14 protein-coding genes and 1 tRNA gene are annotated in these 12,665 nt (G+C 67.4%); 5 read left to right on the top strand and 10 right to left on the bottom strand.

What is annotated here, in order from left to right:
- Nucleotides 1-66: 66 nt before the first annotated feature.
- The 3 genes from ilvD to B7R22_RS03690 form a co-directional block, all read right to left on the bottom strand.
- The gene (ilvD, locus tag B7R22_RS03700) at nt 67-1,761 is read right to left on the bottom strand and encodes a dihydroxy-acid dehydratase (protein ID WP_116410446.1); all 1,695 of its coding nucleotides are present in this window, start codon (nt 1,759-1,761) and stop codon (nt 67-69) included.
- Nucleotides 1,762-2,003: 242 nt separating this feature from the next.
- The gene (otsB, locus tag B7R22_RS03695) at nt 2,004-2,819 is read right to left on the bottom strand and encodes a trehalose-phosphatase (RefSeq protein ID WP_116410445.1); all 816 of its coding nucleotides are present in this window, start codon (nt 2,817-2,819) and stop codon (nt 2,004-2,006) included.
- Nucleotides 2,816-4,546, bottom strand: a complete 1,731-nt coding sequence (locus B7R22_RS03690; RefSeq protein WP_116410444.1) for an alpha,alpha-trehalose-phosphate synthase (UDP-forming) — start codon at nt 4,544-4,546, stop codon at nt 2,816-2,818. The genes otsB and B7R22_RS03690 overlap by 4 nt, the downstream gene beginning before the upstream one ends.
- Before the next feature lie 86 nt (nt 4,547-4,632).
- Between B7R22_RS03690 and B7R22_RS03685 the strand changes: the two genes are divergently transcribed.
- From B7R22_RS03685 to B7R22_RS03675, 3 genes are all read left to right on the top strand, one after another.
- A complete protein-coding gene (locus tag B7R22_RS03685) occupies nt 4,633-5,520 on the top strand; it encodes a sugar phosphate isomerase/epimerase family protein (protein WP_116410443.1) in 888 nt (295 codons plus the stop codon).
- A 9-nt stretch (nt 5,521-5,529) separates the two neighbouring features.
- Nucleotides 5,530-5,724 (top strand): hypothetical protein, encoded by a 195-nt coding sequence (locus B7R22_RS03680; RefSeq protein WP_116282051.1) that lies wholly within the window; start codon nt 5,530-5,532, stop codon nt 5,722-5,724.
- Nucleotides 5,725-5,814: 90 nt separating this feature from the next.
- On the top strand, nt 5,815-6,477 hold the full coding sequence (locus B7R22_RS03675) for a hypothetical protein (RefSeq protein WP_116410442.1): 663 nt from the start codon (nt 5,815-5,817) through the stop codon (nt 6,475-6,477).
- Nucleotides 6,478-6,634: 157 nt separating this feature from the next.
- On the opposite strand, the gene B7R22_RS03670 is transcribed toward B7R22_RS03675, so the two are convergent.
- The 6 genes from B7R22_RS03670 to B7R22_RS03650 form a co-directional block, all read right to left on the bottom strand.
- On the bottom strand, nt 6,635-8,008 hold the full coding sequence (locus B7R22_RS03670) for a glucose-6-phosphate dehydrogenase (RefSeq protein WP_116410441.1): 1,374 nt from the start codon (nt 8,006-8,008) through the stop codon (nt 6,635-6,637).
- A 49-nt stretch (nt 8,009-8,057) separates the two neighbouring features.
- Entirely contained in the window at nt 8,058-8,789 is a 732-nt protein-coding gene (locus tag B7R22_RS19065) for a hypothetical protein (RefSeq protein ID WP_172582187.1), read from the bottom strand.
- Between the two features lie 63 nt (nt 8,790-8,852).
- The gene (locus B7R22_RS03660) at nt 8,853-10,304 is read right to left on the bottom strand and encodes a GH1 family beta-glucosidase (protein WP_116410439.1); all 1,452 of its coding nucleotides are present in this window, start codon (nt 10,302-10,304) and stop codon (nt 8,853-8,855) included.
- 14 nt (nt 10,305-10,318) lie between these two features.
- Complete coding sequence (locus B7R22_RS20045) at nt 10,319-10,447, bottom strand: hypothetical protein (protein ID WP_301182550.1); 129 nt, start codon at nt 10,445-10,447, stop codon at nt 10,319-10,321.
- Nucleotides 10,448-10,590: 143 nt separating this feature from the next.
- Nucleotides 10,591-10,953: a helix-turn-helix domain-containing protein gene (locus tag B7R22_RS03655; RefSeq protein WP_116410438.1), complete on the bottom strand. Its 363-nt coding sequence runs from the start codon at nt 10,951-10,953 to the stop codon at nt 10,591-10,593.
- Nucleotides 10,954-11,016: 63 nt separating this feature from the next.
- Nucleotides 11,017-11,092: transfer RNA gene (locus tag B7R22_RS03650), tRNA-Lys, on the bottom strand.
- A 94-nt stretch (nt 11,093-11,186) separates the two neighbouring features.
- Between B7R22_RS03650 and bcp the strand changes: the two genes are divergently transcribed.
- A complete protein-coding gene (bcp, locus tag B7R22_RS03645; protein WP_116410437.1) occupies nt 11,187-11,669 on the top strand; it encodes a thioredoxin-dependent thiol peroxidase in 483 nt (160 codons plus the stop codon).
- On the opposite strand, the gene B7R22_RS03640 is transcribed toward bcp, so the two are convergent.
- Nucleotides 11,666-12,106, bottom strand: coding sequence for a hypothetical protein (locus B7R22_RS03640; protein ID WP_116410436.1), 441 nt, complete (start codon nt 12,104-12,106; stop codon nt 11,666-11,668). The two genes, bcp and B7R22_RS03640, sit on opposite strands and share 4 nt — an antisense overlap.
- 240 nt (nt 12,107-12,346) lie before the next feature.
- Here B7R22_RS03640 and B7R22_RS03635 point away from each other — a divergent pair, with 240 nt between their 5' ends.
- Nucleotides 12,347-12,595: a WhiB family transcriptional regulator gene (locus B7R22_RS03635; protein WP_055808652.1), complete on the top strand. Its 249-nt coding sequence runs from the start codon at nt 12,347-12,349 to the stop codon at nt 12,593-12,595.
- The last annotated feature ends 70 nt before the right edge of the window (nt 12,596-12,665 follow it).

Below are 12,665 nucleotides of genomic sequence, written 5' to 3'. Positions count from 1 at the left end.
TCCTTTGACGATGGTGACCGGCCTGTGCGCCCGGAGACGGGGGCGGTTGGACCGGACGGAGGTGCCTTACCCGGTGATCGCGCCTTCTGCAGCTGAATGCACGAGCTTCGAGTATTTGGCCAGGACGCCACGGGTATAGCGCGGGGGGAGCGGAGCCCAGCCGTCACGGCGGGCTGCGAGCTCTGCGGGTTCGACGAGTAGGTCGAGCGAGCGAGCTGCGATATCGACCCGAATCAGATCACCATCGCGCACGAAGGCAATCGGACCTGCGTCGACCGCTTCGGGTGCTATGTGGCCGATACACAGGCCGGTTGTGCCGCCTGAGAATCTGCCGTCTGTCAAGAGTAGTACATCTTTGCCGAGCCCGGCGCCCTTGATGGCCGCGGTGATCGCGAGCATCTCCCGCATGCCGGGGCCGCCCTTCGGACCCTCGTAGCGGATGACCACCACGTCGCCGTGCTGGATCTCACCGTTGGTGAGCGCATCCATCGCCGCGCGCTCACGCTCGAAGACCTTCGCGGGGCCCTCGAACACACTCGCGTCGAATCCGGCGGTCTTGACGACGCCGCCCTCGGGGGCCAGCGTGCCCTTCAACACGGTGAGGCCGCCCGTGGGGTGGATCGGGTTGTCGAGCGTGCGGAGCACCTTGCCGTCGAGCGTCGGCGGATTGATCTCCGCGAGATTCTCGGCGAGGGTCTTGCCCGTGACGGTGAGCGCGTCGCCGTGCATCAGTCCGGCATCCAGCAGCGCCTTCATCAGCACCGGGAGTCCGCCCTGCCGGTCGAGGTCGTTCATCACATATTTGCCGAACGGCTTCATGTCGGCGAGATGCGGGATCGTATCACCGATGCGGTTGAAGTCGTCGATCGTGAGGTCGACCTCGGCCTCGTAGGCGATCGCGAGCAGGTGCAGGATGACGTTTGTCGATCCACCGAGGGCCATGGCGACGGCGATCGCGTTCTCGAACGCGTCTTTGGTGAGGATGTCGCGGGTCGTGATGCCCAGGCGAAGCATGTTCACGACGGCCTCGCCCGAGCGGTGCGCGAAGAAGTCGCGGCGGCGGTCGGCCGATGCCGGCGACGCGCTGCCCGGCAGGCTCATGCCGAGGGCCTCGGCGACGGAGGCCATCGTGTTGGCGGTGTACATGCCTCCGCAGGCACCCTCGCCCGGGGCAAAGGCGCACTCGATGCGCTTGGCATCCTCGACGCTCATCGTGCCGGCCTTGACGCCGCCGACGGCCTCGAAGGAGTCGATGATCGTGATGTCCTTCTCGGTGCCGTCGCTGAGCTTGACCCAGCCCGGCGCGATCGAGCCGGCGTAGAGGAACACGCTCGCGAGGTCGAGGCGGGCCGCGGCCATCAGCATGCCGGGCAGCGACTTGTCGCAGCCGGCCAGCAACACGCTGCCGTCGAGGCGCTCGGCCTGCATGACGGTCTCGACGCTGTCGGCGATGACCTCACGCGAGACGAGCGAGAAGTGCATGCCCTCGTGGCCCATCGAGATGCCGTCGGAGACGGAGATGGTGCCGAACTGCAGGGGGTATCCCCCGCCCGAGTGCACACCCTCCTTGGAGGCCTGCGCGAGCCTGTCGAGCGACAGGTTGCAGGGGGTGATCTCGTTCCATGAGCTCGCAATGCCGATCTGCGGCTTGTCCCAGTCGGCGTCGCCCATACCGACCGCACGGAGCATTCCGCGTGAGGTCGTGGCTTCGATTCCGTCGGTGACGACGCGCGAACGCGGCTTCATGTCTATTTCGGGCATGTTACGAGTTTAGAACCTCGAACGAGCACTTTTTGGCGGTCGGCCCAGCCGTTCTGGGCCAGCGCCTCGCCGATACCGCCGACCAGGGCTTCGATCTCGTCGGGCCCGAGCACGGGGCCTGCGGCGACTCTCCGATCCGTTCCGAGGAGCACCGCGGCGGGGAGCCCGTCGATGCCGAGTGCCGTGCGCGGATCGGGCAGTATTGCGATCAGGCAGTGTCTCGGACCAGGCAGCGTCGCGGATCAGGCCCGGCCGGGCGCACCGGACTCGAACGCCTTCGCCCGCAGGTCGGCGAGCAGCGTGAGCACGCCGGCCACCTCGCGCGGATCGGCCACCCGGAACTCGGCGATCGTCTTTCCCGGCCCGCTCTTCAACCCGAAGTCGCGCGAGTCGAGCACCGCGAAGGCATCCTCGTCGGTGACGTCGTCGCCCGCGTAGAGCACAGCCGTCGCCTTGGCGTACTCCTTCAGGTGCAGCAGGGCCTCACCCTTCGTAGCGCTCCGCACCGAGAACTCGAGAACGTTCTTGCCTTCGCGAACGGTGAGCCCGGCGATCTCCGCGCGGGTCTCGCTGAGCGCCTGAAGGTGGGCGATGCGGGAGTCCCGCTCGGTCGCGAGCCGGGTGTGCAGGGCGAAGCCCGCGGGCTTCGGCTCGATCCAGACCTGGTCGAGGCCCGCCGCGACGTCTTCGAGCAGCTCGCTCAGCACATCCACCTGTTCGAGCTCGGCCGTGTCGAGGTCGACCGTCGCGTCGGGGGTGTCGAGCCGGAACTCGACGCCGTGCGACCCGACCAGCAGCACGGAATCCGGCAGGTTCGCCACGTGCTCGAGGCTCTCCATGGCGCGGCCCGAGATGAGGGCGACCCGCGTGGCGGGGAGGGCGAGCAGTCTCAGCACCGCGGCGCGGGCCTCGGGCAGGGCGCGAGCGTGCTGGGGGTCATCCACTTCGGGCGCCAGCGTGCCGTCGAAGTCGAGGGCGATGAGCAACTGCCGGGTCTCGGCGAGCTCCGTGAGCTTCGCGACGAGTTCGTCGGTCTCTGCGTCGATGATGCCGCTCACTTCTGGGGTTCACCCGCTTCGGCGCCGACTGGATTCACGGTGCCGGTCGGATTCTCGGTGCCAGTCGGATTCGCCCGGGCATCCGGTTGGGCCGTGCGGGCCGTTCGCACACTCGACGACGCGTTGGCCTTGGCCTCGTCGTCGGCCGCGTCAGACAGAGCGTCGGCCGCATCGGAGGCCTCGCTCGCGCTCCGGGCGTGCGTCAGATCGGCGAGCTCGTCGAGGAAGGACTTCGACCATCTCGCGACATCGAACTCGATCACCCGCTTGCGGAGGGCGCGCATGCGCCGGGATCTCTCACTCTGCGGCATGGCGATCGCCTTCATGATCGCCTCCTTCAGGCCATGGATGTCGTGCGGGTTGACGAGCAGCGCCTGCTTCAGCTCGTCGGCGGCTCCCGCGAACTCGCTCAGCACCAGCACGCCGCCATTGTCGAACCGGGAGGCGACATACTCCTTCGCGACCAGGTTCATACCGTCGCGGAGGGCCGTGACGAGCATGATGTCGGCGGCGAGGTAGAGCGCCGCCATCTCCTCGCGGGGCCGGCCCTGGTGCAAGTAGCTGATCGCCGAATGGCTGATGGTCGAGAAGTCGCCGTTGATCCGCCCGACGGTGAGTTCGATCTCATCCCTGAGCTGCATGTACGTCTTGACCCGCTCGCGGCTGGGGCTGGCCACCTGGATGAGACTGGCGTGCGCGACGTCGATCTTGCCGTCTTCGAGCAGCTCGCCGTAGGCCTTCAGCCGGTGGCCGATGCCCTTGGTGTAATCGAGCCTGTCGACGCCGAGCATCACCACGTCGGGATTTCCGAGCTCCTGCCGGATCTCCTTCGCGCGGGCCTGCACGTCGGGCCGGTGGGCGAGTTCGACGAAACTCTCGGTGTCGATGGAGATCGGGAACGCGCGGGCCGTGACCGTTCGCACGTGGTGCCCCCGGCGGGAGACGCGCGTGCGGTTCGGTCGACCCTCGACCTCGGCGGCGTCCACGATCGGCACCTCGATGGTGGTGCCCTTGGTCGAGAACCCCAGGAGGCGGCGCACCGCGCGGCTGAAGTTGCCGGCATCCGCCACTCGCTGGAAGCCGATGACATCGGCCCCGAGCAGGCCCTCGATGATCTGGGTGCGCCATGGCAGCTGCGAGAAGATCCCGTATGCCGGAAACGGAATGTGATTGAAGAAGCCGATCACGAGGTCGGGGCGGATCTCCCGCAGCATTTTCGGAACGAGCTGCAGCTGGTAGTCCTGCACCCACACCGTGGCCCCGTCGGCGGCCGCGGTGGCCGCCGCATCCGCGAATCGCTGGTTCACCTCGAGGTACGACTCCCACCAGTCCCGGTGGTACGTGGGCGGGGCGATCACGTCGTGGTAGAGCGGCCAGAGGGTGTCGTTCGAGAAACCTTCGTAGTAGAGCTCGACCTCGTCGGCACTGAGTGTCACGGGGACGATCGAGATGCCGTCGTGTTCGAAGGGTTCCGAAGCGTCGTCGGCGACCCCCGCCCAGCCGACCCAGGCGCCTTCGCTGGCACGCATGATCGGTTCGAGCGCCGTGACGAGGCCCCCGGGCGAGCCGCGCCAGGTCTCGGTGCCGTCGTCGGCGATCACTTTGTCGACAGGCAGTCGATTGGAGACCACGACGAGGTCGTACTGGCCGGTTCGCGCCGATGCGCTGGCAGAGGAGATGACAGGATCCGTTCGATTGTCGGCGGGAGGATGCCCGCGGGCGGTCATTCTTTACGGTACCAGCCGCCACAAATTTCGCGGAGGATCGCCGAGAACTGGCGCAGTGTTCAGGTCGGGCGACTATCGTCAGCCCCATGATCCGAATCGGCATGAGCACTTCGTGCGTCTATCCGCTGGGGGTCGAAGAGGGCTTCCGTTTTGCGAGCCTGGCGGGTTATGACGGCGTCGAAGTCATGGTCACCCGCGATGAGGTCACCCAGTCCCCCGACACCCTGCTCGCTCTCAGCGAGAAGTACGGGATGCCGATCCTCTCGATCCACGCCCCGGTGCTGCTGCTCACGCACTTCGTCTGGGGCAGGGATCCGAAGGTGAAGCTCGAGAAGTCGGCCGACCTCGCCAGAGCGGTCGGTGCGAGCGCGGTGGTCGTGCATCCACCGTTCCGCTGGCAGTCGGGGTACGCAGAGAACTTCCTCCGCATCGTGCAGGAGACGACCGAGACCTACGGCGTCGAGATCGCGGTCGAGAACATGTTCCCCTGGAAGGTCAAGGGCTCGAGCCTTGCGGCCTACTCCCCCGGCTGGGACCCGGTGGTGATGGACTGCGCCGCCGTCACCCTCGACTTCTCACACGCGGCCCTGTCGGGTCGCGACTCGCTCGAGATGGCCGAAGCGCTCGGACCGCGCCTGCGGCACGTGCACCTCTGCGACGGATCGGGTTCGCTCGATGAGGGCCGGGTCTTCGACGAACACCTCCTGCCGGGGTACGGCGGGCAGCCGGTGCAGGAGGTACTCGCGTTCCTCTCGGCGAACGATTGGGACGGCAGCGTCGTCGCCGAGGTGAACACCCGCAAGGCGAAGACTGAGGAGGAACGGCTCCGGATGCTCAGGGAGACGCTCGCGTTCGGCCGACAGGAGGCCTGGGAGCAGACGCCGAAGCCGCTGAAGAAGCGCACGCAGAAGAAGGTCGAGAAGGCCGACAGGAAGGCTGTCAAGGCTCGGGCAAGGGACGCCTCGAACAAGTAGGTTGGTGTCATGCGCAAGTTCATCTTCAACAGCAGCATCATCGGCGCGATCGCGAGCGGCTTCGCCGTGATCCAGACCACCCGACGGGGGCCCCGCGACTGGCGCCTCGTGCTCATGTGGGTCAGCTGGGCCCTCACCGTGGCGCTGGCCGTGGGCAGTGTGCAGCAGGATGACCGCGAAGCCCGCGAGCTGAACGAGAAGTAGCGGGGCCTGAACCTGCCTTCCGGCGTGTCCCGACGGCGATCGGGCGGCGGAGCAGCCACACTTGGGGGAACGGTGCGGTGAGAAGGGCTCATGATGATTGGTTGGCGGCGCAAGGCACGAGCGGAACGAGCCCGGCTCGAGGCTCAGGCGGTGCAGAGCCCGATGTCGTCAGAGCGGCTCTACGAACTGGTGAACCAGACGCTCCACGCGAACTTCGGCCCCCTGGGTTCCTACGCGATCACCCGGCGGGCGAACAGCGACACCGACGATATCTTCCACACGATGCTCGCCTCCTCGGTCGCCCATGACATCGTCAGCACCCTCATCAACCACCAGGCCGTGCCGCTGGTCGCGCCCGCGCCGCTCGGGGGTTCCTTCGTGGCCGCCACCTCGGCGTTCGCGGAGACCCGCGCGCTGCCGGCACACCCCCTCGTCGCCCCGGCTGAGGCTCCTGTCGACGTTCGCGTCGGGAGCCACGCCGCTCTGCCCTTCGCGGTTGAGGCCGACCACGCCGCGCTTGTTGTCACCTCGGTGCCGGTCGCAACGCTGAGCGCACCCGCACCCGCACCCGCACCCGCACCTGAACTCGCACCCGCGGCGGCGACGCTCGCACCGCCGCTTGCGCCGATCGTCGCCGTGCCCGTCTCTGCCGATCTCGCCGCGGCTCTCACCGTTCTCGACGAGACCGGCGAGATCGCACTTCCCGCGCCCGTCGCGGCCGTCCGCACCCACCTGGTCGAAGCCGGCCGCTGACCGACTGCTCTGCGCGGCGAAAAGCGCCACACCCCGGTCCTTATTCAGGTCAGGCGCGACACGGGGCCCAGATGGGCCTCCGCCGGACATCCAGCCTGAATTGGCGACGGGCGAAAGGCGCCTCGTGCCAGCCAGGCGGCCCCGTGCCCGCCAGACCTCAGATCCGCGGCCAGAAGGTCGGGCCCTCTGTGCCGGCGCGGTAGTCGTCGATCGGCACCTCGTCGTGCTTCCACGCCTCGACGATGGGTGCCACGATGCGCCAGCCCTCGACCGCGGAGTCGCCGCGCACCGACAGCGATGAGTCGCCGTCGAGGATGCCCGCCAGCACCTCGCGGTACGCCAGCAGCTGCCCGTCGCCGAAGTGCGCGTCGAGGCTGATGCGTTCCAGCTCGTATGGGTCGCCCGGGCCGTTGATGTTGATCTCGAGCGACATCTCATCCGGTGCCAGGAACACGCGCAGCACCGTGGGGTCGTTGTGCCCTTTCAGCCCCACCGGCAGCTGCCTCGCCGGCCGGAACGTGATCACGATCTCACGGCGCCGCTCCGCCAGCGCCTTGCCCGAGCGCAACGTGAACGGGATGCCCGCCCAGCGCCACGTGTTCACCTCGAAGGTGACCTCGGCCAGCGTCTCGGTCTCACGGCTCGGGTCGACGCCCGTCTCGTCGACGTACGACGGCAGCTGCCGCCCCTGCACCTCCCCCGACGTGTACCGGGCGCGCCTGGACGCCGCGATCGCGTCTCCCTGCCAGACCTGTGTCGCCCGCAGCACGAGCTGCTTGGCGTCGCGCAGGTCGTTCGACTGCAGTGTCGACGGCGGCTCCATCGCCACGACCGCCATCACCTGCAACAGATGGCTCTGGATCATGTCGACCAGCGCACCCGCCTTGTCGTAGTAGCGCGCGCGGCCCTCGAGCGCCAGCTGCTCGTCGTAGATGATCTCGATCTTCTCGATGTGCTCGGCATTCCAGACCGGCTCGAAGATGCGGTTCGCGAAACGGAGGCCCAGAAGGTTCAGCACAGTGGAGCGTCCGAGGAAGTGGTCGACCCGGTGCACCTGCTCCTCGGGCACCAGCTTCAGCAGCAGTTCGTTCAGGGCGATCGCGCTCTGCTCGTCGGTGCCGAACGGCTTCTCGAGGGCGAGGGTGAGACCGTCGGGCCGCTTCACCGAGGCCAGAGCCTCACAGGCCAGCGCCGCGACGGCCGGTGGCAGCGCGAAATAGATCGCGGGCACGCCGTCGCAGGCATCGAGGATCTTCTGCAGGTCATCCGGTTTCGTGACGTCGGCCTGGAAATAGTGCGAGTCCTTCAGGATGCCCGCGACCGTCTCGCCCGAGGCATTCACTTCTGCGAAGGAGGTGGTGACGACCTTGTGCCACTCCTCATCGGTCCAGGCTTCGGCGCCGGCTCCGATGAGGGTCAGGCGGCGGTCGGGTTCGGAGGTCAACAGCTGTGCGAGGCCGGGCAACAGCAGCCGTGCCGATAGGTCTCCGGATGCTCCGAGAATGACGAGGGTGCCGATCAACTGACTCATGTGCTCACCCTAGATCACGGCGCCGGGAGGCCGCGTGAGGCGACGCGGTTCAGGCCACCGGATCGGTCGGCGAGACCGCCGAGGGTGCGGGGTCGACCGGCGCCGGGTCCGATTGCGGTGCCGGATCTGACGGCGGCGCCGGATCGAACGGGAGCGGGTCGGCCGGCACAGGCTCGGCCGGTGCGGGATCGAAGGGGAGCGGGTCGGAGGCGCCGGGATCAGACGGTGCAGGGTCGGCCGGTGCAGGGTCGGCGGGAGCGGGATCGGCGGGCTGAGGATCGGCGGACACCGGCTCCGGCAGGGCTCCGTCGCCCGGTGTCGCCTCCCCCGCGGATCCGGAATCCGCGCTTCCCGCTCCGCTGTCCGAGCCGGCGCCTGAGGTGAAGTCGGTGGCCGAGAATCCCGAGGCCGTCGTCGACCCGCTGGCGGACGGTGCGGCATCCTGCCCGCCACCAGCAGTATCGACAACACCGGAGGGCACAGCAGCGGCTCCCGAACCCGCGCCGGTCGAACCACTCGCCGCCCCGGCCTCGGACTGCAGAGCGGTCGAGGAACCCCCCGCGCCACCCACTCCGGCATCCGGCACCGCACCCGCCGTCGCCGCCACATCGACTGATGCCTGAACGGCGGGCTGGCGCGGAGCGGTGCGATCGAGCGCCAGGCCGCAGAGCGTGGCAGTGCCGGCCACAGCGACGACCAGGCAGACGCTCAGCTGCACATTCCGGTGAAGGCGCAGCCTGGCGCGCCGGCCCCCTGACCCGATTCCCCGGACGATCCCCATGCCCCGAGCATACGTCGGCCCTCGTCGGCAGACCAGAGGGCGGCCGGGGAATTTACCTGCGCGTCACGCGGGAATGACGTTGGTGCCCGCTAAAGCCGCGTACCAGTGCGCGCTGTCCTTCGGCAGCCGCTCGAGCGTGTCGTAGTCGACGCGAACGATGCCGAACCGCTTGGAGTAGCCGAGGCTCCACTCGAAGTTGTCCATCAGCGACCAGACGAAGTAGCCCCGCAGGTCGACTCCCGCTTCGATCGCCCGGTGCGCCGCGGTGACGTGCCGGCGGAGGTAGTCGATCCGCAGATCGTCGTGCACTGCGCCATCCGTCACCGTGTCGGCGAAGGCCGCCCCGTTCTCGGTGATCATGAGCGCCTGGTCCGGGAACTCGTCGCGGAGAGACGTCAGCAGGTCGAGGAGGCCCGACGGGTCGATGTTCCAGCCCATCTCGGTGTACGGCCCGGGCTGCACCAGGAATTCGACGCGCTCGGCACCCGGCCAAGGCGAACCGCCCACGTTCTGGTGACCGTCGGCACTCTCGCGGGGGCTCACACCGTCCCACACCGTGACGGTCACGGTCGAGTAGTAGTTGACGCCCAGCACATCGATCGGCTGGTTGATGACCGGAAGGTCGCCGTCCTTGACGAACGACCAGTCGGTGACGTCCTTCGTGTCGTCGAGCAGGTCGTCGGGGTAGGCACCCTTCAGGAGCGGTCCGGTGAAGGCGCGGTTCGCGAGGGCGCTGATCTGGCGCGCCGCCTCCGCGCCGGTGGGGCCGTGGCCGCGGATGCTGTGCAGGTTCAGGGTGATCGAGAACTGCGGATCGTTCGTGACGACCTCGCGGAGCGCCAGCACCGCCAGCCCGTGGCCGAGATTCAGGTGGTGAACGGCCTTCAGGGCGCCCTCTGCGGACATGATCCCCGGGGCGTGGGCGCCGGATCCGTAGCCGAGATATGCCGAGCACCACGGCTCGTTCATGGTCGTCCAGGTGTGCACGCGGTCACCGAACGCTTCGCCCACGATGCGTGCGTAGTCGGCGAACGCCTCGGACGTGGATCGCGAGAGCCAGCCGCCCTCGTCCTCGAGGGCTTGCGGCAGGTCCCAGTGGTAGAGCGTCGCCACGGGCTTGATCCCGCGGGCGAGCAGACCGTCGATGAGCCGGCCGTAGAAGTCGAGGCCGGCCTGGTTCGCCGGCCCGCGCCCGGTGGGCTGGATCCGTGGCCACGCGATCGAGAACCGGTAGGCCTGCAGGTTCAGCGATGCCATCAGGTCGAGGTCTTCGTCGAGCCGGTGGTAGTGGTCGTCGGCGACGTCGCCGGTGTCCCCGTTGAAGACCTTGCCGGGGGTCTTGCTGAAGGTGTCCCAGATGGACGGGCCGCGCCCGTCTTCGTCGAAGGCACCCTCGATCTGGTACGACGCCGTTGCCGAACCGAAGGTGAAGTCCGCGGGGAACCGCAGCCCGCCGTCCCGGTAGTCGGCGTCGCCGGCGGTCACGGGGATATCTGTGGAAGCGCTCTCATTCATGAGAACACCGTATCTCAGTGCACGAAGGCTACGACAACGAGAATCGCCGTGACGGTGCTGAGAAGGGACAACCCGCCCACGGTGACGGCCCGCTTGAGGCCTGCGTGAGGATCGGTCGCTCGAAGGATCTCGGTCTGTGTCATTGCGGTCTCCTTTGACCGTCGGGGTGTGCATACTTGGCGGCAGCTCTCCCACTATAAGACGATCATCCCGCACTGGCGCGTCTGTCCCGTGTGTCGGGGTGTCGATCTCTCGAACAGGGAGTGTGCTGAGCCAGCGCCTGGCACTATGAGCTATGCGGGCTTGCGAGCACCGCCGCAGTTGGCGCAGAGCCCATGGCGCCCATCGTCTTGCCCCAGAACCGCTCGAACTCTTCGTACGGCACTCGGTTGCGATTGCCGACTTTCACCGCTTGGATCTCGCCCGCCTTAATCTTGCGGGAGATTGTCGAGCGGGAGACCCCCATCGCGTCGGCTACCTGTTCGGGCGTCAGCATCCGTTGCTTCGACGTCAGCGTCACCGTGGCACCATCGGCTGCGGCCTGCTGAACGTAGGCCGCAACCTCTTCCAACCAGGCTGGGCGCAGACCCGATTCCGACGTGCTCGTGCGCACGTCCTCGGGAGTGATCGTCAGGTGTGTGATCGACATGAACTCAGCTTAGCTGCTCGTGCACACTTGGCACAGTCTGAGTGTGCGCGTTTTCCACGCTCATGGTGCACCCCCCGGGACTTGAACCCGGAACCCACTGATTAAGAGTCAGTTGCTCTGCCAATTGAGCTAGAGGTGCATGGCCGGCCGATGTGAACCCGACCGAGGACAAACACTAGCATGAGTCTGGCGGGCCCGCGAACGGGACCCCACGACCACGAAAGAGACGCACCGTGAGCGACACTTCCGAACGACTGACCGCCGGCCTCGAGGCTCCCGACTTCACGCTGCCCGACGAGAACGGGGCGGATGTCTCGCTCTCCGGTCTCCGCGGCCAGAAGGTCGTCGTCTACTTCTACCCGGCCGCCAACACGCCGGGGTGCACAACGGAAGCCTGCGACTTCCGCGACAACATCAACTCGCTGAAGGGCGCCGGATACCAGGTGCTCGGAATCTCGAAGGACTCCCCCGCTGTGCTCAAGGGTTTCGCTGAGGCGCAGGGCCTCAACTTCCCGCTGCTCTCCGACCCCGACCTCGCTGTGCACAAGGCGTATGCGGCGTACGGCGAGAAGTCGCTCTACGGCAAGACCGTCACGGGGGTGCTGCGTTCGACGTTCGTGGTCGACGAGAACGGTGCCGTCAGCCTGCCGCTCTACAACGTGAAGGCGACCGGCCATGTCGCGTCGCTCCGTAAGAAGCTGAAGATCGACGCCTAATCCTGGCGGCGGGTGGCTGCAACCACCGAGGGCGACAGCAGCAGGGCGACGCCGAGAAGCGAGACCACCAGCAACGGCCATCCGTCGACCGGTTCGGCGAACAGCCCCTGGAAGATGCAGATCGCCACAATCACCTGCAGGATCTGCCAGGTCAGCGCCGCGCCGCGCGTCCACGGCCTCAGCCGGTAGACCCCGATCGCGATGGAGAGCACCCAGACGCCCGCCGCCAGCACCAGCACGACGAGGGCGATCGCGGTGGCATACGACGCGGGCTCGGAGAGACCGAGTTCGGCGATCAACCAGGCACCGATTGCGAGCACCGCGAGGGCCTCCACGAGCAGAAGCACGGCGAGTAGCACAAGCAGCACGGGCCGCCTGAACGGGGCTTCCGGATGCTCGTCAGATCCCGCTCCGCGCACGTCTGACTGATCGCTCATATCTCCACAACCCAGAAAATCCTTGATTTGCCTCTACCAGTATGCGACCATATTTGAGGTCGATTGTTGCTCACAATGTCGTGGGGGTGCGACGTGAGAGTAATCCCTATGCACCCGATGCTGGTCTTGACGTGCCGTGGTTCACCCACAGTTCGCGTCTTCTCCCGCTGCTCGTCGTCTGAACCCGAATCTTAGGTCGATCGACCGAGGCATACGCATTACCCCAAAGGAGTACCCCGCATGGATTGGCGCGACAAGGCCGCATGCCTGACTGCAGACCCCGAGCTCTTCTTCCCCGTCGGCAATACCGGCCCGGCAGTCGACCAGATCGACAAGGCGAAAGCCGTCTGCGCCCGATGCACCGTCACCGAGGTCTGCCTGCAGTACGCACTCGAGACCGGCCAGGACTCCGGCGTCTGGGGTGGCCTCAGCGAAGACGAGCGCCGCGCTCTGAAGCGCCGCGCCGCCCGCGCACGCCGCGCCTCCTAGGTCTCACGACAAAAGGCTGAACCCCGGTCAGCCTCCGGAACCCTCCCTCCGCCCGGTCACAGTCGGCGGG

The organism is Subtercola boreus, from assembly GCF_003399635.1.
Classification (GTDB): domain Bacteria; phylum Actinomycetota; class Actinomycetes; order Actinomycetales; family Microbacteriaceae; genus Subtercola; species Subtercola boreus_B.
Note: the sequence above shows the minus strand (reverse complement) of the source record. Positions and strands in the feature narration are given on the sequence as shown.

Bases quoted from the DNA above. Each gene is read 5' to 3' on its own strand.
- B7R22_RS19065 (WP_172582187.1), bottom strand. From the start codon at position 8,789: ATGGGGATCGTCCGGGGAATCGGGTCAGGGGGCCGGCGCGCCAGGCTG.
- B7R22_RS20045 (WP_301182550.1), bottom strand. From the start codon at position 10,447: ATGACACAGACCGAGATCCTTCGAGCGACCGATCCTCACGCAGGCCTC.
- B7R22_RS03670 (WP_116410441.1), bottom strand. From the start codon at position 8,008: ATGAGTCAGTTGATCGGCACCCTCGTCATTCTCGGAGCATCCGGAGAC.
- ilvD (WP_116410446.1), bottom strand. From the start codon at position 1,761: ATGCCCGAAATAGACATGAAGCCGCGTTCGCGCGTCGTCACCGACGGA.
- B7R22_RS03690 (WP_116410444.1), bottom strand. From the start codon at position 4,546: ATGACCGCCCGCGGGCATCCTCCCGCCGACAATCGAACGGATCCTGTC.
- B7R22_RS03640 (WP_116410436.1), bottom strand. From the start codon at position 12,106: ATGAGCGATCAGTCAGACGTGCGCGGAGCGGGATCTGACGAGCATCCG.
- B7R22_RS03680 (WP_116282051.1), top strand. From the start codon at position 5,530: ATGCGCAAGTTCATCTTCAACAGCAGCATCATCGGCGCGATCGCGAGC.
- B7R22_RS03660 (WP_116410439.1), bottom strand. From the start codon at position 10,304: ATGAATGAGAGCGCTTCCACAGATATCCCCGTGACCGCCGGCGACGCC.
- B7R22_RS03685 (WP_116410443.1), top strand. From the start codon at position 4,633: ATGATCCGAATCGGCATGAGCACTTCGTGCGTCTATCCGCTGGGGGTC.
- B7R22_RS03635 (WP_055808652.1), top strand. From the start codon at position 12,347: ATGGATTGGCGCGACAAGGCCGCATGCCTGACTGCAGACCCCGAGCTC.
- B7R22_RS03655 (WP_116410438.1), bottom strand. From the start codon at position 10,953: ATGTCGATCACACACCTGACGATCACTCCCGAGGACGTGCGCACGAGC.
- B7R22_RS03675 (WP_116410442.1), top strand. From the start codon at position 5,815: ATGATGATTGGTTGGCGGCGCAAGGCACGAGCGGAACGAGCCCGGCTC.